This window comes from uncultured Planktomarina sp. (genome assembly GCA_943788425.1).
GTDB lineage: Bacteria > Pseudomonadota > Alphaproteobacteria > Rhodobacterales > Rhodobacteraceae > Planktomarina.
The window spans coordinates 67,925-89,653 of the sequence record CALSQF010000010.1 but is presented as its reverse complement, the minus strand read 5'-3'; the positions used below and the strand labels follow the sequence as shown (position 1 = coordinate 89,653).

Annotated in this window: 20 protein-coding genes; 11 read left to right on the top strand and 9 right to left on the bottom strand. The window is 55.1% G+C overall.

Features of this window, described 5'->3' with window-relative positions; translation table 11 throughout:
* Window positions 1-91: 91 nt before the first annotated feature.
* The 4 genes from ABLW18_RS09850 to ABLW18_RS09835 form a co-directional block, all read right to left on the bottom strand.
* Window positions 92-2,578: a putative PEP-binding protein gene (locus ABLW18_RS09850; protein WP_347824684.1), complete on the bottom strand. Its 2,487-nt coding sequence runs from the start codon at window positions 2,576-2,578 to the stop codon at window positions 92-94.
* A gap of 116 nt (window positions 2,579-2,694) precedes the next feature.
* Window positions 2,695-4,752, bottom strand: coding sequence for a glycine--tRNA ligase subunit beta (gene glyS, locus ABLW18_RS09845; RefSeq protein WP_347824637.1), 2,058 nt, complete (start codon window positions 4,750-4,752; stop codon window positions 2,695-2,697).
* On the bottom strand, window positions 4,752-5,270 hold the full coding sequence (locus ABLW18_RS09840) for a DUF6446 family protein (RefSeq protein WP_347824636.1): 519 nt from the start codon (window positions 5,268-5,270) through the stop codon (window positions 4,752-4,754). The genes glyS and ABLW18_RS09840 overlap by 1 nt, the downstream gene beginning before the upstream one ends.
* A complete protein-coding gene (locus tag ABLW18_RS09835) occupies window positions 5,270-6,184 on the bottom strand; it encodes a glycine--tRNA ligase subunit alpha (protein ID WP_347824635.1) in 915 nt (304 codons plus the stop codon). The genes ABLW18_RS09840 and ABLW18_RS09835 overlap by 1 nt, the downstream gene beginning before the upstream one ends.
* A gap of 163 nt (window positions 6,185-6,347) precedes the next feature.
* Between ABLW18_RS09835 and ABLW18_RS09830 the strand changes: the two genes are divergently transcribed.
* Complete coding sequence (locus ABLW18_RS09830; protein WP_347824634.1) at window positions 6,348-8,144, top strand: serine protease; 1,797 nt, start codon at window positions 6,348-6,350, stop codon at window positions 8,142-8,144.
* A 71-nt stretch (window positions 8,145-8,215) separates the two neighbouring features.
* Here ABLW18_RS09830 and ABLW18_RS09825 read toward each other — a convergent pair whose 3' ends face one another.
* Entirely contained in the window at window positions 8,216-8,614 is a 399-nt protein-coding gene (locus tag ABLW18_RS09825) for a 5'-nucleotidase C-terminal domain-containing protein (protein ID WP_347824683.1), read from the bottom strand.
* A 7-nt stretch (window positions 8,615-8,621) separates the two neighbouring features.
* Here ABLW18_RS09825 and ABLW18_RS09820 point away from each other — a divergent pair, with 7 nt between their 5' ends.
* A complete protein-coding gene (locus tag ABLW18_RS09820; RefSeq protein WP_347824633.1) occupies window positions 8,622-8,960 on the top strand; it encodes a DUF952 domain-containing protein in 339 nt (112 codons plus the stop codon).
* Window positions 8,957-10,018, top strand: a complete 1,062-nt coding sequence (locus tag ABLW18_RS09815; RefSeq protein WP_347824632.1) for a quinone-dependent dihydroorotate dehydrogenase — start codon at window positions 8,957-8,959, stop codon at window positions 10,016-10,018. Before ABLW18_RS09820 ends, ABLW18_RS09815 begins: the two co-directional genes overlap by 4 nt.
* 20 nt (window positions 10,019-10,038) lie before the next feature.
* On the opposite strand, the gene ABLW18_RS09810 is transcribed toward ABLW18_RS09815, so the two are convergent.
* The 3 genes from ABLW18_RS09810 to ABLW18_RS09800 are packed head-to-tail and all read right to left on the bottom strand — an operon-like array spanning window position 10,039 to window position 12,279.
* Window positions 10,039-11,361: an MATE family efflux transporter gene (locus ABLW18_RS09810; protein ID WP_347824631.1), complete on the bottom strand. Its 1,323-nt coding sequence runs from the start codon at window positions 11,359-11,361 to the stop codon at window positions 10,039-10,041.
* Window positions 11,354-11,854 carry a PaaI family thioesterase gene (locus tag ABLW18_RS09805; RefSeq protein WP_347824630.1) on the bottom strand — a complete coding sequence of 167 codons (501 nt, stop codon included), beginning with the start codon at window positions 11,852-11,854 and terminating at the stop codon, window positions 11,354-11,356. Before ABLW18_RS09805 ends, ABLW18_RS09810 begins: the two co-directional genes overlap by 8 nt.
* Window positions 11,851-12,279, bottom strand: coding sequence for a PaaI family thioesterase (locus ABLW18_RS09800; RefSeq protein WP_347824629.1), 429 nt, complete (start codon window positions 12,277-12,279; stop codon window positions 11,851-11,853). The genes ABLW18_RS09805 and ABLW18_RS09800 overlap by 4 nt, the downstream gene beginning before the upstream one ends.
* Window positions 12,280-12,365: 86 nt before the next feature.
* Between ABLW18_RS09800 and ABLW18_RS09795 the strand changes: the two genes are divergently transcribed.
* The 8 genes from ABLW18_RS09795 (at window position 12,366) to ABLW18_RS09760 (ending at window position 20,780) form a co-directional block, all read left to right on the top strand.
* Window positions 12,366-13,508, top strand: a complete 1,143-nt coding sequence (locus ABLW18_RS09795) for a putative manganese transporter (protein ID WP_347824628.1) — start codon at window positions 12,366-12,368, stop codon at window positions 13,506-13,508.
* Window positions 13,509-13,555: 47 nt separating this feature from the next.
* Window positions 13,556-13,924: a MerR family DNA-binding transcriptional regulator gene (locus tag ABLW18_RS09790; protein WP_347824627.1), complete on the top strand. Its 369-nt coding sequence runs from the start codon at window positions 13,556-13,558 to the stop codon at window positions 13,922-13,924.
* Window positions 13,925-14,060: 136 nt separating this feature from the next.
* Window positions 14,061-14,450 carry a MerR family DNA-binding transcriptional regulator gene (locus ABLW18_RS09785; protein WP_347824626.1) on the top strand — a complete coding sequence of 130 codons (390 nt, stop codon included), beginning with the start codon at window positions 14,061-14,063 and terminating at the stop codon, window positions 14,448-14,450.
* A gap of 22 nt (window positions 14,451-14,472) precedes the next feature.
* Window positions 14,473-16,254, top strand: a complete 1,782-nt coding sequence (locus tag ABLW18_RS09780; protein WP_347824625.1) for an acyl-CoA dehydrogenase C-terminal domain-containing protein — start codon at window positions 14,473-14,475, stop codon at window positions 16,252-16,254.
* A 40-nt stretch (window positions 16,255-16,294) separates the two neighbouring features.
* On the top strand, window positions 16,295-16,927 hold the full coding sequence (locus ABLW18_RS09775) for a glutathione S-transferase (RefSeq protein ID WP_347824624.1): 633 nt from the start codon (window positions 16,295-16,297) through the stop codon (window positions 16,925-16,927).
* An 11-nt stretch (window positions 16,928-16,938) separates the two neighbouring features.
* The gene (locus tag ABLW18_RS09770; RefSeq protein ID WP_347824623.1) at window positions 16,939-18,150 is read left to right on the top strand and encodes an acetyl-CoA C-acetyltransferase; all 1,212 of its coding nucleotides are present in this window, start codon (window positions 16,939-16,941) and stop codon (window positions 18,148-18,150) included.
* Between the two features lie 21 nt (window positions 18,151-18,171).
* A complete protein-coding gene (locus ABLW18_RS09765; protein ID WP_347824622.1) occupies window positions 18,172-18,585 on the top strand; it encodes a hypothetical protein in 414 nt (137 codons plus the stop codon).
* Window positions 18,586-18,596: 11 nt separating this feature from the next.
* Entirely contained in the window at window positions 18,597-20,780 is a 2,184-nt protein-coding gene (locus tag ABLW18_RS09760; protein ID WP_347824621.1) for a 3-hydroxyacyl-CoA dehydrogenase NAD-binding domain-containing protein, read from the top strand.
* A 28-nt stretch (window positions 20,781-20,808) separates the two neighbouring features.
* Here ABLW18_RS09760 and ABLW18_RS09755 read toward each other — a convergent pair whose 3' ends face one another.
* The gene (locus ABLW18_RS09755; RefSeq protein ID WP_347824620.1) at window positions 20,809-21,711 is read right to left on the bottom strand and encodes a DMT family transporter; all 903 of its coding nucleotides are present in this window, start codon (window positions 21,709-21,711) and stop codon (window positions 20,809-20,811) included.
* Window positions 21,712-21,729: the final 18 nt, after the last annotated feature.

Sequence of the window (21,729 nt, the reverse complement as noted above, 5' to 3'; positions counted from 1 at the left end):
CCAACAGCTCGAGACGATTTACTCAAATATGAGGGATTCGTCCAGCGACCGCAGAATTTACATCAAGCGGCCTTACAAAAAATAATAAAAATCAGTTGGTTATTTTGTCTTCAATGGCACATTGCGCAGCCGCTAGGCGGGCAACGGGCACACGGAAAGGCGAGCAGGACACATAGGTGAAACCACATTGACGGATAAAAGCGATCGCTACCGGATCGCCCCCATGTTCACCACAGATGGACAGGACCACTTCAGGCCGCGCAGCCCGGCCACGCTCAGCGCCAAGCGTCAGCAATTCGCCAACGCCTTCTTTGTCCAATCGATGAAACGGATCTTCTTCATAGACCCCCTGCTGTACATAAGAAGACATAAACCGCCCTGCATCATCGCGAGACAGCCCATAGGTCATCTGTGTCAGATCATTGGTGCCAAAGCTCAAAAATTGGGAATAGGCGGCAATTTCTCCAGCTCGCAGGGCCGCACGCGGAGTTTCGACCATGACTCCAAGAGAATAGCTAAAGCTATACCCACGTTCGACCCGGACCGCGGCGGCAGCGGCATCAATGCGCGCTTTGACCAATTCGACTTCGCGGCAGGCCGACACCAATGGAATCATGATCTCTGGTGAGGCATCAACGCCGCTGTCGATCGCCGCTTCAAATATCGCCCGTGCCTGCATCTCATAAATTTCAGGAACCGTGATCCCAAGCCGCACACCGCGCAGACCGAGCATCGGGTTATATTCCGACAATTGCTCTACCCGTTCCGTCACGCGCGATAGGGGCAGATTGAGCGCTTCGGCCAAATCGCGTAATCCGCTACGATCGGCTGGTAAAAACTCGTGCAAAGGCGGATCAAGCAACCTAATGCAAACCGGACGCCCCTCCATGATTTGGAATAATTCAGTAAAATCAGCTCGTTGCATTGGCAAAAGTCGCTCCAAAGAGGCGGCGCGGTCCTCTTCGTTTTCAGCGAAAATCATCTCCCGCATCACCGTCAAGCGATCAGCTTCAAAGAACATATGCTCACTGCGACACAGGCCAATGCCGTCAGCCATAAAATTTCTGGCAGTTTGCGCATCACGCGGCGTATCCGCATTGGCTCTGATTCCAATATCGCGTAGCTCATCTGCCCAGCCCAATAGGGTTGTAACAGCGGCATTGAGACCAGCTTCCACTGTCTCCACATGCCCGACCAATACCTCACCATGAGTGCCGTCCACAGTGATGACATCGCCCTCGCGCAAAATCTGTTGGTTACGGCCAATGATCGACTTCTTTTGACCGTCGATACTCATGTCTGAGGCGCCCACCACGCAAGGCAAGCCAAGACCGCGCCCGATCACAGCGGCATGGCTCGTGACCCCACCGCGTTCCGTGAGCACCGCAACCACGGAGTGCATCCCGCGAATATCTTCCGGGCCTGTTTCACGCCGCACCAAAACAGCCGCTTCGCCACGTGCAGCACTGGCTTGCGCGTCAGATGCTGTAAAGACGATCTTTCCAGTCGCCGCCCCCGGGCTTGCGGCAATGCCCTTGGCCAATACGGTGCGCGGTGCATTGGGCGCCACTTGCCGGTGCAACAGTTCGGACAATGCCTTTGGGTCAACCCGCATGAGTGCATCTTCACGCGGTATGATGCCGTCGCGCGCCAGGCCCACGGCAATATGCACCGCCGCGCTTGAAGATCGCACGATACGCACCGCATCCAAAATCGCCAGCTTGCCACTCTCGAGTGTAAATTCAATTTGCATCTCTTCACGCAAGCGCTTTCGGGCCAACACCGAATAATCCAAAAGCTGAGCAAAAGCCTCGGGGCAAGTTTCCTCAAAGGACGGACCACGCGGATCTTTGGTCAGATATAAGGATCCAACCTGACGATCCAATGCCTCCCGCCCTTGAGATTGTCGCAGATAGCGCCCGTGAATCTCGGGCAGGCCCGTATCAGAGGAGGCAAATTGTATCACACCCGACCCACATTCACCGCGCCCAACCCCAATGGCCATCGCCTGAACCACAAGCCCAAGCCCCGCATCCACAGGTGCGCCTTTAGCCTGGCGCAAAAGCCGCGCACTGGTGCTTTCCCATGCGCGGGCCATAGATCGCAACACATGGGCCAATTGCACATCGACCTCCTGCGGAAAGGGCTCATCGGCCTCGTCGCGATAGGTGGTCAAAGCCTTTATCACATCGCCGGCATTCGGCGTTTCAGGATCATCGAAAGCATCTGGATCCAGCCGTGCCACATGGGTGGCATAGGCGTTGATAAACCGCAGATAGAGGGTGGCTGCTGCCGTTTCACCATGGCTTTCGCAGAGCTCTGAAAATGTAACATCATTCATGCCAATGTTCAAAATCGCACCCGGCCCGCCCCAATCGGGACTGCCAGAGGACGGCCGCACCGAGAGCAAAGGCGCCGCGCCAAAATGTGGCAAGACCAAACCAAGATCCAAGGCATGGCCCTGCGCCAATTCATGCACCGCCTCAAAGGAGAGGGCCACCGTTGTCGGAACCGGCATATCCAGCCGGATCAAGCGCTGCGCACATTTGGCCCGCCCGCCATAGGCGAGGGCGGTCATTGAGGCTGTATTGGTGACCAATACAACAGGGGCGAATGTTTGATCGTTCTGCACTGCGGCATCCTCATGTTCTGCTGCAGCATAGGCCGTTAACCGCGTAGTGCAAGAGGCACTTGTCAGCCTTCGACTTTGGTCAAATCAGCAACAGACAGGCAGGTTGTGCGAATCCGGCTTAAAAGATTCAGCCGATTACGGCGGACCAATGCGCTATCGGCATTGATCTTAACCGCTTCAAAAAACGCGTCGATCGGACCACGCAATGTGGCCATAGCTGCCATAGCAGTGGCAAAATTCTGTGTTGCCATAGCAGGTTGAATCTTCTTATCCGCCGCGTCTAGCGCCGCAAAAAGCACCTTTTCCGCTTCATTTTCGGCAAATTTTGGATCGGCGCCGAAGCTATATTCAACCCCGTCCTGCGCTTCGGCTTGGCTCAAGATGTTGTTGGCACGTTTAAAGCCCTGAATCAGGTTTTCACCATCATCGGTGGTCAGCGTACCTTGCAAGGCCTCGGCCCGCTTGATCAAAAGTGCCAGATCGTCACTTTGCGGCATGGCGATGCAGGCGTCGATCACATCATGACGAATACCGCGGTCACGCAGATAGGTTTTGAGGCGATCTTGGAAAAATCCGAGCAAATCCGCGGCTCCAGCACCCGCATCCGCAGGGATCAGCCTATCAGCTAACGGCAAGGTGAGGTGATTGTCCAATATTAAACGGATTACCCCCAGAGCTGCGCGGCGCAGTGCAAACGGATCTTTCGAGCCAGTCGGTTTTTCATTAATCGCCCAAAACCCTGTTAGAGTATCAAGCTTATCGGCCAGAGCTACAGCAACAGAAACCGGCGCTGTCGGCACGTCATCCGAGGGACCAAGCGGCGAATAATGCGCTTCACAGGCCGCCGCAATCTCGGCAGACATGCCCGCTTTTGCGGCGTAATAGCGTCCCATCAATCCCTGCAATTCGGGAAATTCATAGACCATTTCTGAGCTCAAATCTGCCTTGGCCACCAAAGCGGCCTGCTCTGCCATATCGGGATCCGCGCCCACCATTGGCGCCAAGTCACGGGCCAAAGCCGCGATACGTTTGATTCGCGCAGCCTGGCTGCCGAGCTTGTTGTGAAAAGTGACGTTTTCCAAAGCCGCCTGCCAGGCTCCCATGCCCACTTTTGCCTCGCGCAGATCATTCTCCCAAAAGAATTTCGCATCGGCAAGACGAGCGGCCAGTACCTTTTGGTTGCCCTTCAATATCGTAGTGCCCTGATCGGCCGCCTCAATATTAGCCACAGTCACAAAGCGCTCAATGCGGCCTGTTTTCGGGTTTGCGACCGAGAAAAATTTTTGATGTTCCTTCATAGAGGTTTTCAATACCTCTGGCGGCAGATCCAAAAATTCCTCGTCAATTTGGCCCATCAGAACAACGGGCCACTCCACAAGCCCTGCCACCTCCGCCAGCAAGCCGGCATCTTCCACCACGCTATAGCCCAGCGCAAAAGCTTGGGTCTGGGCGTCCTGCCAAATCGCCGCTTGGCGCTCCTCGGTCCGCAGGATCACTTTGGCGCGCTTCAGCTTGGTGTCGTAATCGTCAAAACCGCTCACCGCAAAAGCATCGGGCGCCATGAAACGATGACCTCGGGTCTGGTTGCCAGCCTTGAAGCCATCCACTTCGAGCGGGACAATCGAGACTTCGGCCTCATTCGACAAGATACAAAGAACCGATTGCAAAGGCCGCACCCAACGCAGGCTCCCCGAGCCCCAGCGCATCGATTTTGGCCAAGGGAAATTCCGAATAGTCGTCTCTAACACCTCGGCCACAATCTCAGAGGCGGGGCGCCCAGGCTTGGTAATCTTCGCGAAATAGACCTGACCTTTTTTGTCGTTGCGCACTTCAAGGTCATCCATGGACAGTCCCGCGCCGCGCAAAAATCCATTGATCGCCTGCTCCGGCGCGCCAACTTTCGGGCCCTTACGCTCCTCTTGCACGGTGGGGCTGGCGTCAAGCAAATCTTCCACCACCAAAGTCAATCGCCGCGCTGTGTGAAACGTTGAAGCCGTCGCATAGGTCAAGCCCGCCTCGACCATCCCATTGGTCAAAAGTTTCTTGAGATTCTCGGCCGCTGGAGCTTGCAAACCTGCGGGTATTTCTTCCGAAAAGAGTTCAATGAGAAGATCCGCCATTATTGATCCCTTTCCGGGCAATCGTCAGAGGCCTGCGAGCCGTCATAAAGTTTGTCGCCACAATCGTTGATCTGATGCCAAACAAAGCCGCGCCCGTCATCGTAAATTGCCACAATCCGGTCGATCCCAAATTCGAAATTCGCCGCGCCAAGATAAGCGGTCGCAAGGCCTGCGTCGATGTCAGCCGCTATTTGGGCCGCATCAAAACACCCAAACCACTCCGGCGCGTTGCGCGGCTCCGAGCGCTCCAGCGTGGTGAATGTCTCTGTGAGCATGGCCGTGCTCAAGGGGGTTTTGAAGCAGGCACGATAGCGGATTGGGCTGCTGTCTGCATCAATGCCCTCAAACTCCGTCACCGGAATACGTGTCGGCTCACCACTAACGACCGAGGTCAAGGTAACCTCTCCCTGGGTGAAGGTCTCGTAATAGCCATAGACCTGCGCATAATAGACGCCAATCCCGAAGGCCGCTGTTATCCCTAAAATTCCGCCGCTGATCACTTTTCCACTGACAGCCATCAGGCCGCTCCCGCTGCTGAAGTCTGAACGAAGGCATCGGCGCATTTGGTCGCCAAACTCCGTACTCGGCCAATATAGGCCTGCCGCTCTGTTACTGAAATTACGCCACGCGCATCCAGAAGGTTAAACATATGGCTGGCTTTAATACATTGATCATAGGCCGGATGGGCCATGATGATCCGCTTGCCAGTTTTGGGGTCAACCGCCTCTTGCGCCAAAATGGTCTCGCATTCTGCCTCAGCCTCTTCAAACTGGCGCAGTAATACCTCGGTATTGGCCACATCGAAGTTCCAACGGGCGTATTCTTCCTCAGTTTGACGGAAAATATCCCCATAGGTTAGCGCGATAGGCGCCGAAGGGTCGTTAAAGGGCATGTTCATCACATGATCCACGCCCAAGACATACATGGCCAAACGCTCTAGACCATAGGTCAGCTCGCCAGAAATCGGGTGGCAGTCGTGGCCACCGACCTGCTGGAAATATGTGAACTGCGACACTTCCATACCGTCGCACCACACTTCCCAGCCCAATCCCCAAGCCCCCAGGGTCGGGCTTTCCCAATCGTCTTCGACAAAGCGGATGTCATGCAGGGCCATATCAATGCCAATGGCTTTGAGGCTGCCCAGATAGAGCTCTTGCAAATTCGGCGGGCTGGGTTTGATGAGCACCTGATATTGGTAATAATGCTGCAAGCGGTTTGGATTTTCTCCATAGCGCCCATCGGTTGGACGGCGCGATGGTTGCACATAGGCAGCGGCCCAGGGTTTAGAGCCCAAAGCCCGCAGCGTGGTGGCGGGGTGAAACGTGCCAGCACCCACCTCCATATCATAGGGCTGCAAAATGGCGCAGCCCTGCTCGGCCCAGTAGGTTTGAAGACGCAAAATAATCTCTTGGAATGATTTAGGAGTGCTCATATGTTCCTCGGCCGCTGATCTGGCGCCTGAATAGGCGCTGCACGGGCCAGCGTCAATCAAGCCACCGATGCGAAATCAGCGCAAATCCCAAAACTTTCCTGCAGTGACTTGATTTACGCAGCAATCGCACAAATAACAGGATAAATTTTTTAAAGGTTCTACGATGAAATCAGCGCTTATCTACAGCCTCGTGGCTATGATTTTGACCTCGGCACAGGTTGCTTTGGCACAATCGACTGTGACTCGGCAGGTTTGGATCCAGCTCGAGACCCGGCTGCATCTCGAGGCAAGTTTGGACAGAATTGAGATCTATGCCCGCGATCTAGATAATGTGAACGGGTTTGAAATTGACGGTGGCTGGTTCGGCGTCGCCATTGGCCCATATGATCCAGAGCAGGCCGACGCCACCTTGCAAAAGTTCCGCGCTGAGGGAATTATTCCCCGCACCAGCTTCACCACAAGCGGCACATCCTACGGTGAACGCTTCTACCCGCGCCCGCGCACAGCTCAAGTCGCCACACAAACCGCTAGGCGGCCAAATACGGCACCCCAAACCGAGGCACACGCCGCAGATCAAGAGCCTGGCGCGGTGCCCGATGGGCCGGCGGAAGTGACCTTACCGGAACAGCCAATCAGCCTGGCCGAGCAGCTCGCCCAAGCCAAAGCAACAGAAGGGGCGATGACAGAGGGCGAGAAAAAATACCTGCAACGCGCACTCGCTTGGGCCGGGTTTTATGAAAGTACCATTGATGGGCTTTATGGGCCGGGAACGCGTTCGGCTATGACGCGCTGGCAAAGCGCCAATGGCTATAAAGAAACCAGTGTTCTTACCGCCGAACAAAGAGCCGAAGCTATTGCGGATTATCAATTTTTGTTGGCAGGATTGGGATTTGAAGAGGTGGTTGATGCGCAGGCTGGTATCGCGCTGCGCCTGCCCAACGCTCTTTTGGCGCCAGTCTCCTATAACCCGCCCTTTGCCACCTATGCCGCCAAAGGCACAGGCTTGGCGCAGGTGATCCTCATTAGTCAACGCGGCGATAGACCCCGGCTGGCAGCCCTCTATGAGGTGATGCAAACTTTGAGCATCCTACCAGAAACTGGCCCACGCAATCTGGCAAAATCCAGCTTCACGATAGAGGCCTATGACGACCGGCTCCACACCACCGGCTTTGCCACATTGCAGGGCGGTGACATCAAAGGCGTAATATTTGTCTGGCCGCGCGGGGACGCAACGCGCCGCGCACGCGTAGAAGAGGAAATCTTCACCAGCTTCACATCTGTTGCTGGCGCGCTGGGCGAGGCACCCATTCTTGGCACGGATCTCAAGCCGAAAGAATCCCTGGGCGGCCTGACCATTCGCCAACCAAGCTTCACTCAATCGGGTGTTTTCATCAGCAGCGCGGGCCACATCCTCACGGCGGCTCAAGACTTTTCCGAGTGCACAAGCTTGCTCCTGCAAGATGGTCTCCCACTCAGCATCGCAGCGCAAAACGCGCAGCTTGCAGTCTTGGTTCCCACAGAAGGCGCGGCACCCCCGTCGGTTGGCCGGTTCGAAACCGAGCGTCCCAATGCGCCGCAATATGTTGCTCTGGGGGGTTACTCCTATGGTGGCAAACTTGGCGCACCATCCATAACCATGGGCCAGTTGCAAGCACTGACAGACCTCACAGGCCGCGCGGGTGTTGCCCGATTGGAGATCGACAGCCTGCCGGGCGATATTGGCGGGCCGGTTTATGATCAATATGGCTCTGTAATCGGTGTGCTGTTGCCTCCACCACCGCAGGGATCTCGCCAACTGCCTGCAAATGTACAATTCATAGCCAATTGGCCATTGATTTCTGAGACATTGATCACGGCCGAGGCCGCCGCCAGCACCGAAACCACGACCGTCAAGCTGGAGCCCGTGGATTTAGCCAATCTTGCGCAAAACACCGTTGGCCTGATTGCATGTTGGCCATAACCGGCAAGAAATATTTTCAAATGTAAGGCCCAAAGATTGCGGGATGCGGGGCTAATCGGCCCTGCATTTTATTATTTGACCGAAATACGGCCATCAATATAGGGCTCATAGCTTCCCTGCGCGGCCATATATTCGGCCAAAACCACTTCGAGACCTGGTCCATAATCATAGGCATTCAAACCATCCCGAAACATTTTGTACCCATCTCCGCCATTGCGCACATAATTATTCGTAACAACAGAATAGAGGGCCGCAGGATCAATAGGCTCATAGCCGCCATTTTGCGCGACCAGCACCTCGACGATCCGTCCCTCATTGGGTGCAACCTGCCGATCCCAAGTGTATTTAAAACCAGCAACCTGTGCAAAACGGCCAGCAACCGCCTCGACCTGGCTGGCTGAGTTTTCAAGCGCGTCAATCAACCCCTGCCCCGAAAGGACGGTTGACGATTTTCCCCTGACACGGCACAGGTGGGGGATGATGATTTACAAAATATTCCGTGCCGATGAATGGCACGCCCTGCAGACACAGGGCGAGACCCTTGGGGCTCCCATCGATATCGCAGACGGCTATATCCATTTCTCCACAGCCCAGCAGGCCCAAGACACAGCCGACAAACATTTTGCCAATGCGGAAAATCTGTTTCTGGCAGCGGTCGAAACTGACGCTCTGGGCCCTGCGATAAAATGGGAAGTCTCGCGCGGGGGCGCTGAATTTCCCCACCTCTATGCCACACTCAAATTATCAGATGTTCTTTGGTGCCAGCCCCTGCCGCTGGTCGATGGACGCCACAAACTCCCCGAAGGCCTAACATGAGCCTGCGGGAAAAATTGGGCCTGAAGCTTCTGCACCAGTTGGATCCAGAGCGTGCACATGGATTGTCAATTCAAGCGCTACAGCTGGGCCTGGCCCCGCTGCACGGCGGCCCGGTTCAAAGGGCGCGCCTTGAAACCTCTATGGGCGGCATTGCCCTGCACAACCCGGTTGGTTTAGCCGCGGGCTATGACAAAAACGCCGAGGCGCTGGCGCCAATGGCCAAGGCGGGATTTGGGTTTTTAGAAGTGGGTGCCGCGACCCCGCAGCCACAGCCCGGCAATCCCAAGCCACGGCTGTTTCGTCTGACCAAAGACCAGGCGGTCATCAACCGCTTTGGCTTCAACAATCAAGGCATCGCCGAAATCGCCACCCGTCTCGCGCAAAACCCAACAGCCATACCACGCGGTTTGAATCTTGGTGCCAACAAAGACAGCGCAGACCGAGCCGATGATTTTGGCCAGGTACTCACACGGGCCGCAGCCCATATTGATTTCGCAACGGTAAACATCTCTTCGCCCAATACCGAAAAGCTCCGCGATCTTCAGGGAAAAGCGGCCCTAGAAGATCTGTTGGGCCGAGTGAACGCAGCCAATTCAAATCTGACCACCCCCCTGCCTATCTTCCTTAAAATCGCACCTGATCTGACGGATGCAGAAATCCAGGATATCGCCGATCTGGCGCGCGCAACCGGGCTTGCGGCGATTATCTGCACCAATACCACTCTGGACCGGGACGGGCTTGCCTCTGCGCAGCGCCAAGAAACAGGCGGCCTGTCGGGGCGGCCTTTGTTTGAAAAATCCACCCGCATTCTGGCCAAAATGCGCCAGGCCACACAGGGCGAGATCGATCTGGTGGGCGTGGGTGGTATCGGATCGGCAAAGGACGCCTATGCGAAAATCACGGCTGGGGCCTGCGCCGTGCAAATCTATTCGGCCATGGTCTACCAGGGGCTATCCTTGGTGCCGCACATTGCAAATGGCCTGGATCAACTTTTGGCCCAGGACGGCCATGAGCGGCTCGATCAAGCCACTGGCACCACCACGCAAGACTGGCTCTAAAGCCAAAGGCCGGCTCATGATTAAGGCGCGGCGGCAACCCGTTCCAGCGCGGGATAGCGAAGCGCCAAACTGACACCGCGCAGAATGAAAAACCCATTCATCGCCATCCAAAGCCCATGGTTGCCGAAACTCGGTAAGAGCAAGAGCACAAGACCGCAGTAACCTAAAAACGACAGGATCATCATGTTGCGCATGTCTTTTGTGCGGGTGGCGCCGATAAAAACCCCATCAAGCATCCAGGCCAAAGCGCCCAAAAGGGGCGCAAGCGCCATATGCAGTAGATACAAACGCGCCGCCTGCTGCACAGCGGGATCTTTGGCCATCACATCAATCACAAAGGGCCCGGCGATCCAAAATCCGGCGGCCATGACAAAGGCCGAGCCAAAAGCCCAAACCGCTGTCACCGATGCGCCCCGCCGCAATTGCGCTACAGCCTTGGCACCCATAGCTTGGCCCACCAAAGACTCTGCCGCGAAAACAAAGCCATCCATGGCATAGGAGGCCAGATAAACAAATTGCAGCAAGACTTGGTTGGCCGCCAAGGTCACATCCCCGAGTTCGGCCCCAAAGAATAAAAAGCTAACGAAGCCCGCTTGCAGGAGCACTGAGCGGATTAGAATATCGCCATTCACCTGCATCATATAGATCACACGCCGCCGGTTAACGATCTGCTGCCACAAAGACAGCGCCAAACCGCGAAAGACCTGTCGGCAGAGATAGAGGCCCAATACCAGCCCGCCCCATTCGGCAATCAAAGTCGCCACGGCCACCCCTTCGACCCCAAAGCCCAATCCGAGTACGAACCAGAAATCCAAAATGATATTTGTCACATTCATGAAAAGCTGAATCATCAGCACCGCGCGGGTGCGCTCTTGCGCAATCAGCCACCCGCTGAGGCCATAAATTGCAATCGCCGCCGGTGCCGACCAAACACGAATAGACATATAGGCCCGCGCCAAACCCTCGACTTCCGCAGAGGCTGGGGCAATCCAAAAGGCAGCAGCAAAAATGGGGATCTGAAACGTAATAAAACCTAGCCCGGCGAGCAGTCCAATGCCTGCGCTGCGAAAGAACAGCGCGCGGACCTCTTGCGCGTCCCCGCCGCCCAATGCTTGGCTGGTCAGACCCACGGTGCCCATGCGCAGAAATCCAAAGATCCAATAGAGCGCGCCCAAAATAATGGCGCCAATGCCAACCGCACCGATGGGCGCCGCTCCGCCCAATTGGCCAATCACGCCGGTATCTACCGCACCCAAGATCGGCACGGTCGCATTGGAAATCACGATCGGCAGGGCAATCGACAAAAAACGCCTATGCGTTATGCCATAAGTTGGGTTAGCCATGGCTCTGCGGCATCAAGAAATGTCCAGATGCTTGCGCGAAGAGGCGATCTCGATTGTCTTGCCAAGCCTCGACATGCACCGAAGCATAGCGCCGGCCCGAACGGTTGACCCGTGCCCTTGCATAGGCATCGCGCGGCAGGCCGGTGCGCAGGTAGTCAACGGTAAAATCAATGGTTTTTGGCAGGACTAAGGCGCCATTTTGGACCGCCTCGACATCCAATCTCTCCGCTTCGATATCATCCCAAAGCGTACTCCAGGCCAAGCCGATGATCGCGGTGATCTCCAAAAAGGCCGCGGTTGCGCCCCCATGGAGCGCGGGCAGCATCGGGTTGCCAATCAGATTGTCATGGAACCCCATAGTTGCAGTCAACTCATCGCCATGCCGGTCAAAGCGCACGCCCAGAAACTCGATATAGGGCACTTGGCTAACGATTACGGACAAGGCGAGATCGCGACGACGTTTGACTTGGGTGACAGGTTCTGGCCGGCTCATGCGCTGGCTTTCACAACAGTAAAAGCACCCGTCGCCGTAGCAACGGGGCGGCCTGTGTCTTCATCGCAGGCCGTGGCACGCACAAAGGCCACTGTCCGGGTGACATGATAGCACTCCGCAGTGGCCGTGATGGTCTGGCCTGGCGTTGCAGGCCGCATATAATCAATGCGCAAATCCAAAGTTGCCGTGCCCAGCCCCGCAAGAGGATGTGCCACCACCGCGGCCCCACCCGCCGTATCCATCAAAGCAGACACAGCGCCGCCGTGAATGACCTTTGTGACCGGGTCGCCAATCAGGGCGGAATCATAGGGCATCGAAATAATCGCACGACCATCACTCAGCTCTTCGAGCTGCATGCCCAATCGGCGAGAATGCGGAATTGCATCAATGAACTGACGCGCAGCTGTCATTTGGTCTTTTGTCATGCAGCGGTTATTGTGCCTGCGCCGGTGATTGCCAAGCGCTTTATTTGCACTTGCGAATTATTCTCAATTGAAATACGAAAGCTGTCATGACCACAGGCTCCAATGCGCAGACATTCATCGCGTCAGATATGCTCGGCCCATTTCGAAGCCGAAGACTGCTGGTCTTATGTGTATTTTTGGCTCTCGCGCTCGCTCCAGGACCCGTCGGGCATCTCACCCGTGGTTTGATGGTGGATGCCTATGTGCAGGTCTCAGCATTTGTCGCCGCAACATTGCTATTATTTTATGGTGCGGAACGGGTGTTTCGATTTGATATTGGGTCCGCTCTGAAAAAATCCAAAGGGTTTCAAGTGCCTATGGCCGCACTTCTGGGCACCACGCCCGGCTGCGGCGGCGCTGTGGTTGTGGTGGCGGCTTATTCTTCGGGCAATGTCAGCTTTGGCGCCGTGGTCGCAACGCTGACCGCAACCATGGGGGATGCCGCCTTTCTGTTGATCGCAACCCGTCCAGATGCGGCGCTGGTTGTTTTGCCCCTGTCCTTTGTCGTCGGCATTCTGTCAGGATGGCTTGTCGATCGCTTCAATCGGTTTGATCTCACACCGGACACCTCTGGACATTGCGAAATTGCGCCGGTCATTGGGCGCACACGCTGGCAAGACTACGCATATGTCGGCCTGGCCCTGCCCGGATTAATCTTTGGCGTCACCCAAGTGGCGGGAGCAGACATTTTTGCACTTTATGGCACTGGTTTGATTTTCTCCGTCGCTCTTGCCGGTATTTTTCTCGGGCTTTTCATCTGGGCAACCTCTCCGCTCAAAGCCATGACAAATATTGCCGATCACCCATTGACCCGCGTCGCAGAGGAGACCTCCTTTATCTCTATCTGGGTGATCATCGCCTATCTCAGCTATAGTTACGCCGAAACCTTTGGCGGGTTTGACCTGCGTGCCGCCTTTGGAACCATCGGGGTGCTGTTGCCGCTGATTGCGGTCTTGGTTGGGTTTGTTCCAGGATGCGGACCGCAAGTTTTGGTCGCCACGCTCTACCTTAATGGCGTTTTGCCCTTTGCGGCATTGATCGGCAATGCGATCTCTAATGACGGTGATGCGCTCTTCCCAGCCATTGCGCTCAATCCACGTGCAGCTCTAATTGCCACAGGCTATTCGGCCATCCCGGCTCTTGTGGTAGGTTATGGGTTTTACATCCTGGCACCGGGCTTCATGAACTGATCTCTTGACCGTCCATTTCAGTGCAATACCATGCGAGTGGGGGAAACATGACACAAGAAAACCTAACATTCAAAGACATGTGCGCGCATTTCGATGTGACCCCGCGCACTCTGCGCTATTATGAATACATCGAGCTTTTGCAGCCCCAAAGGGTTGGTCGGGCCCGCTTTTACAGCCCGCGCGAAGTGGCGCGCATGACTTTGATTATGCGCGGCCGCCGATTTGGTTTTAGTCTGGAAGAACTGCGCCAATGGTTGCAGATCTACGACAAAGAAGGCAGCACGGCGCAGATGCAGGCCTGGATTCCAATCGCGCAAGAAAAATTAGCTCTGTTGAAACAGCAGCAAGAGGACATCAAAGGCGCAATTACAGATCTCTCGACGATGATTGACGCCATTTCAGCAGAGCTATCCTAGGGTCAAAACTTACAATAAATAGGCAAACTGCCGCCAAAAATTTATATATTATGCCAATTTGCTTTACCTATCTCTTGATTGACGTCAACGTAAGGCATTGCAAGCAGGCCTATGATGAAACCTCAGTGGTGAAGAGATGGAAGAGACACAAACGATACAACAAATGTGCGCGACCTTCGGCGTCACGCCACGCACCTTACGATTTTACGAATCCAAAGAATTGCTGTTTCCCAAGCGAGAGGGCACCCAGCGCCTTTTCACCCGCCGCGACAGCGCCCGGCTTAAGCTGATCCTGCGCGGAAAGCGCTTTGGCTTTAGCCTCGAGGAAATCCGCCAGCTCCTGGATATGTACGACATTGGAGACGGGCAAGCCACGCAACTCCAAGAGACTTATCGCATTGCTTGCGCGCGCTTGGAGGATATGGAGCGCCAGCGCGATGAGCTCAATGAGGCAATTGACGAATTGAAAGCCCAATTAGACTGGGGCCGCCAATTGCTGCACCAAAAAACGCGCGCCACAGATTAAGTTTCCAGCCAAAGGATCCCCCATGCCAAGCTACAGCGCCCCCGTTAAGGATCAGCAATTCATCTTGCACGAGGTGTTGCGGCTCTCTCAGTCCAATATTCCAGGCTACAGCGATCTTGATCCAGCATTCACCAAGGCAATATTAGACGAATCTAGCAAGCTGGCCAGTGCCGTCATCGCGCCCTTGAATGCGGTTGGTGATCGTGACGGCTGCACATGGGACGCAGGCAAGGTGCGCACGCCCGCCGGGTTCAAGAAAGCCTTTGAAGAGCTCAAATCTGGCGGCTGGGCTGGGATTGATATGCCGGAACAATATGGCGGGCAATCCATGCCCTCCGTGATCGGATCCGCAGTCACAGAGCATTTTATGGCCGCCAATCAAGCGTTTTCCATGTATCATGGCCTCACCCACGGCGCCGCCTCAACAATTTTATCCCATGGGACAGAAGCACAAAAAAATCTTTTCCTGCCAAAGATGATTGCCTGCGATTGGACCGGCACGATGAATTTGACCGAGCCGCATTGCGGCACGGATTTGGGCCTGATGCGCACAAAGGCTATCGCGAACGCGGATGGCAGCTATGCGGTGACCGGCCAGAAAATTTTCATTTCAGCCGGAGAGCATGATCTTGCCGAGAATATCATTCATCTCGTTCTTGCCAAAATTCCAGGTGGACCGGAGGGCATCAAAGGCGTTTCACTGTTCATTGTGCCAAAATTTATTGTCACCCCCGAGGGCCGCATTGGCCAGCGCAACGGAGTGACCTGCGGGGCGATTGAGCGGAAAATGGGGATTCATGGCAATGCAACCTGCGTCATGAATTACGACGGCGCCACAGGTTATTTGCTTGGTGAGATGCACAAGGGCATGCGCGCGATGTTCACCATGATGAACGAGGCGCGTTTGGGTGTCGGCATGCAAGGATTGGCACAGGCCAGCGCCGCCTATCAAAATGCAGTCATCTACGCCAAGGAACGCCTGCAAGGCCGCGACGTCACCGGCATCAAAAACCCAGATGGACCCGCCGATCCGTTGATTGTGCATCCCGACATCCGCCGCAGCCTTATGGATCAAAAAAGTTTTATCGAAGGAGCCCGGGCGCTTACACTTTGGGGCGCGAGTCTCATTGACCAGGCCCATCGCTCGCAAGACGCTGCCGCCGATGGGCTCATTTCGCTTTTGACCCCTGTGATAAAAGGGTTTTTGACCGATCAAGGCTATGCGATGACCGTGCAGGCGCAACAGGTCTTCGGCGGCCATGGTTACATCGAAGATTGGGGCATGTCGCAATTCACCCGAGATGCGCGTATCGCAATGATCTACGAGGGCGCCAATGGGATACAAGCGCTGGATCTGGTGGGCCGCAAGCTCGGGCAAGAAGGTGGAAAATACATCCTAGGGTTTATGGAGCGTCTCGCGCGCTTTTGTGATGAGAATGCCGATAGTGAAGCGATGGAACCCTTCGTCGCCGGCATAAAAGCCGCCTCCAAAAATTTGCAGACCGCCGTGATGTATTTCATGCAACACGGGATCAAAACCCCCCATAATGCCCTGGCCGGATCCACAGACTTCCTACATCTGCTCGGCCATGTCTGTCTCGGCTTGATGTGGGGCGAGATGGCAAAGGCGGCCTGTGCGGCGCTGGAAACAGACCCGAGCGATCGCGCGTTTTACGAAGCAAAATTGACAACGGGCCAATATTATATGACCCGGCACTTGCCGGCCACGGCGCTTCACCTGGCGCGAATAACTTCGGGCGGAGACACGGTAATGGCACTTGACGCGGAGGCCTTTTCTGGCTGACACTTCATTCGACCGCAACAAAATACATCTAGAGGCTTAAATGACGCTCAAACTATATTGCTTCGGAGAAAGCGGAAATTCCTACAAAGCAGCGCTCACGCTTGAGCTCTCCGGCCTCGACTGGCAACCCGTTTTTGTAGATTTTTTCAGCGGCGGAGCGCGGACCGACTCCTATCTCAGCCTTAACATTATGGCCGAGGCACCGGTGCTGGAACAGGATAATTTTACCCTGTCACAATCAGGCGCAATTCAGCAATGGGCGGTCGACCAAACCGGCAAACTGGGCGGGAAGCCAGAGGACAAATACGAAGTGCTGCGCTGGGTGCTTTTTGACAACCATAAGATGTCTTCACAGGCCGGCGTCACCCGTTTCTTAATGAATTTCTTAGCCGAAGAAAAACGCCCGCAAGAGGCGATCAAATTTATGCAGGGCCGCTTGCTTGGTGCCTATAAAACACTGGACAGCCATCTCCTAGGGCGCGATTGGATCGTCGGCCAAAGCCTCACCATCGCCGATATCGCCAATTGTGGCTATCTATTCTATCCGGAGCCCTATGGCTTCATCCGTTCTGACTGGCCCAATATTGACGCTTGGCTCGGCCGGATCGAAAAGACGCCCGGTTGGAAACACCCCTATGATTTGATGCCAGGCAATCCCTCTGACCGGGCATAAAGGAACGATCTATGACTGAGGCTTATATCTACGATTGCATACGCACACCCCGTGGCAAGGGGCGCGCCGATGGCAGCCTGCATGAGGTCACAGCCGCCCGGCTGTCTGCCGATCTGCTCAACGCGTTGCAACACCGCAATCATCTGAACGGGCCAGTGATCGAGGATGTCATCTGGGGCAATGCCACGCAGGTGATGGAACAAGGCGGGTGTTTGGCCCGCACGGCGGTGCTGGCCTCGGATCTGGATGAGCGCATCCCCGGACTGTCAATCAATCGCTTCTGTGCCAGCGGCATGGAAGCCGTCAACCTTGCGGCCAATCAAATCCAAGGCGGTGCAGGCAGCGCCTATATCGCAGGCGGGGTCGAGATGATGAGCCGCGTGCCGATGGGCAGCGACGGGGCCGCCGTGGCGGTAGATCCCGCGATCGCCATGGCGCATTACTTTGTGCCGCAGGGCATTTCCGCAGATATCATCGCCACCGAATATGGCTTCACCCGCGCGCAGGCTGATCTTTTGGCCGTTGAAAGCCAGAAACGCGCCGCGCGGGCCATAGCAGAGGGGCGCTTTGACGACACATTGGTTGAGGTCAAGGATCTCAACGGCCTCCCCATTCTGACCCATGACGAATACCCCCGCCCCAGCACGGATATGCAATCACTGGGGGCTTTGAAACCTGCCTTCAAAGATATGGGCGAAACCATGCCTGGCTTTGATAAGGTCGCCCTGATGAAGTATCCGCATCTGGAACGGATCAACCATATCCATCACGCCGGCAACTCGTCTGGCATCGTCGATGGGGCGGCTGGCATCTTGATTGGCTCAAAAGCTTTTGGCGCGGCCCAGGGTCTCAAACCCCGCGCGGTTATTCGCGCCACAGCTAAAATTGGATCCGATCCTACGATCATGCTGACCGGACCGGTTCCCGTTACCGAAAAGATTTTGACACAAAGCGGGATGTCCATTTCAGATATTGATCTCTTTGAAGTCAATGAGGCCTTCGCCGCAGTGGTGCTGCGCTTTATGCAGGCCTTCAATGTTGACGAGAGCCGCGTAAATGTAAACGGTGGCGCAATTGCCATGGGCCACCCGCTTGGCGCCACAGGTGCCATTATTATTGGCATGTTGCTCGATGAATTAGAGCGCAGCGGCAAGGGCACTGGCCTGGCCACACTCTGCGTCGCCTCTGGCATGGGCGCCGCGACGATTATTGAACGCATTTGAGACCAGAAATGGAGCATTCCCGTGGATGAAGACGAATTTCAAGCTTTTTTAGATCGAATTTCCGCCTGTTGGGTCGATTGCGATTTTCAGACATGGGTTGATCATATCGCCTTGCCCTTCACCTCAATTACGCTCAACGGCCAGCTGTACAACGATTCAATTGAAAGCCTCCAAAAAGATTGGGATCTCTGTTGCCAAGCACTTGATACGCTGAAAATCTCGCAGATCATCCGAAAGGTCATGGTGATTGAAGCCAGCGAAGAGGACACGTTGATCGGCACCTATCAAACGCAAATGTTTGCGGAAGATCGGCGTGTTGTGGGACCCTATACCTCCTCTGCCATGTTAATCCATGACGGGAAGACTTGGTGGATCAGCTCAATAATGAACGCTCTGGGTCATCGCGATTGGACGACCCGGGAATACCTAACCTAGAGGCAGGATATATGTCCGATTTCACCCAAACCCTTGATGCCGATGGTCTGGCCACCATCACCTGGGACTGCCAGGCCCGGCCGATGAATGTCATGAGTAAGCAGGGTTTTGCCGATATCAATGCTCTGATCAATGGGTGCCTCAATGATCCCATGGTCGATGGGGTGATCATCACCTCCGCTAAGTCGGATTTTGCCGCTGGTATGGATTTGGCGGTGATCGCTGAGACAAAGGACATGCACCCAGAAAATCCCGCGCAGGGCTGTTTCGAGATGGTTATGGAAATTCACCAAATCCTGCGTAAAATTGAACTGGCAGGCATGGATTTCAAAACCAAAAAGGGCGGCAAGCCCATCGTCGCCGTGCTGCCGGGTACAGCACTTGGAATTGGGCTTGAGATCCCACTGGCCTGCCACCACATCATTTGCGCCGATAACCCAAAGGCGAAAATTGGCCTGCCAGAAATAAAGGTGGGTATTTTCCCCGGCGCAGGGGGCACGACTCGCTTGGTTCGCAAAATGGGGGCGATGGCGGCAAGCCCCTATCTGTTGCAGGGCAAGCTTTGCTCACCATCTGAGGCCCAAGCAGCCGGGATCATTGATGCGGTCAGCACCACCCCGCTCGAAGATGCAAAAGCATGGATCTTGGCGGCAAAAGACACTGATTTGGTCAAGCCATGGGACGCAAAAGGCTATAAAATGCCCGGCGGCGCGCCCTATCACCCGACCGGCTTTATGACCTTTGTCGGTGCGTCTGCTATGGTCAATGGTCAAACCATGGGTGTTTACCCAGCCGCAAAGGCACTGTTAAGTGCCGTCTATGAAGGCGCCTTAGTGCCCTTTCACACGGCCCTAAAAATCGAGGCCCGGCATTTCACATCGGTTATAATGAACCCCTCCTCTTCCAATATGATCCGCAGCTTGTTTCTCAACAAAGGCGCTCTGGACAAAGGCGCGGTACGGCCCAAAGAAGTGCCAGATCAATCCGTGCGCAAATTGGGCATTCTTGGCGCGGGAATGATGGGAGCGGGCATTGCACTTGTCTCGGCGCAGGCTGGTATTGAGGTGGTGCTCATTGATCAAACCCAAGAGGCAGCCGATAGGGGCAAAGCCTATGTCGCCAACTATTGCAACAAGGGGATCACGCGTCGCAAATCAACCTCTGAGCAGAAAGAGGCTCTGTTGTCGCGCATTGACGCAACAACCAACTATCAAGCTCTGACAGAGTGCGACTTGATCATCGAAGCCGTGTTTGAGGACCCAAAAATCAAGTCAGAGGTGATCCGTCAGGTAGGAGCTGTCATTGGACCCGACAGTATTTTTGCCAGCAATACTTCAACTTTGCCCATAACGGAGCTCGCAAAAGCCAGCGCGCGGCCCGACCAATTCATTGGCATCCACTTTTTCAGCCCTGTCGAAAAAATGGCGCTAGTGGAAATTATCAAAGGTGCAGATACAGGCAATCGAGCGGTTGCAAAATCCTTGGACTTTGCGCGGCAAATTCGCAAAACCCCGATTGTGGTGAATGACGCGCGGTTCTTTTACGCCAACCGGTGCATCATCCCTTATATCAACGAAGGGCTGCGCATGGTGCACGAAGGGGTTGAGCCTGTCCTGATCGAGAATGCCGCCAAGCTCATGGGAATGCCCCTTGGCCCGCTGCAATTGAATGATGAAACCTCTATCGATCTTGGGGTCAAGATCGCCAAGGCCACCAAAGCCGCCATGGGCGCAGATTACGACAATGCACAAGCCGATGAGGTCTTGTTTTGGCTGTTTGAGCAGGGCCGCCTTGGGCGCAAGTCTTCGGCCGGATTTTATGAGTATGATGCCAAAGGCAAGCGGCAAGGCCTCTGGCAGGGCCTGCGCGATCATTTCGGCAAAGAGGGCGGCAATCTGGAGCTATTAGATGTGCAGCACAGGCTCATGTTTGCCCAAAGCCTTGAGGCGGTGCGCGCATTGCAAGAGGGCGTGTTGATGGATGTGCGCGAGGGCGATGTCGGCGCGATTTTGGGCTGGGGTTTTGCCCCTTGGTCCGGCGGGCCGCTGTCTTGGCTCGACATGCTGGGTGCCAGCTATGGGGTCGCGCGCTGCGGTGAGCTGCAATCACGCTATGGCGCCCGATTTGCCGCGCCCGAATTGCTCCGCACATTGGCAGAAGAAGGCAAAGGCTTTTACAGCCACTTCGCCGCTTGAATCCGCTCAGCTGCAGGCCGTAGATGCCCTAATTGTCCGCCGTATTTGAACGAACAGCAATGACAATTCCGGTCACGATGATGACGCCGATGCCGACAAACCCCAAGGGTCCAAGGCGATCACCGAACAACATCCAAGCGGTGGCGCTGGCGAAAATCAACATAGAATATTCAAAGATCGAGACATAGGTCACCTCACCTATGAGATAGGCTTTCATGATGAATCCGATACCAATCAACGAAAACACCGCCTGAATAACGATCCACATCCATACACTTGCGGAGGGCCAAACCCAGGCGCGCGTGAGATAGCTGTCTGGATCTCCGGGGAAGAAATAAAGGTAGACGGCTCCCAAAGCTCCAAAAATCAGCATCAAAAACATATAGGACCAAAGCAAGGCAACAGCGCTTTCACCTTCACACCATTTGCGGGTGGCCACATTGCCAAAAGCATACATCATCCCAGCCGAAACTGGGATCAAATTGGCCCAGCTTAATCCGCCCACTTCTGGTTTGAGCACCAATAGCGTGCCCAAAAACCCTAAACATGCCGTGGCGAGGCGAATGGGCCCGATGTGCCGACGCGACCAAACAGCATCTATGAACATCACCAAAACCGGCGCCGTGAAAAGACCTGCCGCCACGGCCGAAATGGGAAAGAACCCCAAACAGCCAAAATAGACAAACATGGCACCCGACAGAAACATATTGCGCCCCAAGACCGGCAAAATGCGCAAGGGGCGCAATGTCCAGCCAACCATTAGGCCAAAACCTACAATAGCGGGAACAGCTATCATGCTGCGCAGAAAATGAAATTGCCACAGGCTCACTTCCACAGCGATATAGGTGATGAAGTTATCAATCACTCCAACCGTGGCCATGCCGGTCACCATGAAGAGAATTGACGCAACTGTATTTGTTTTTTGATCCATTTGTTATGCATGGGCTCT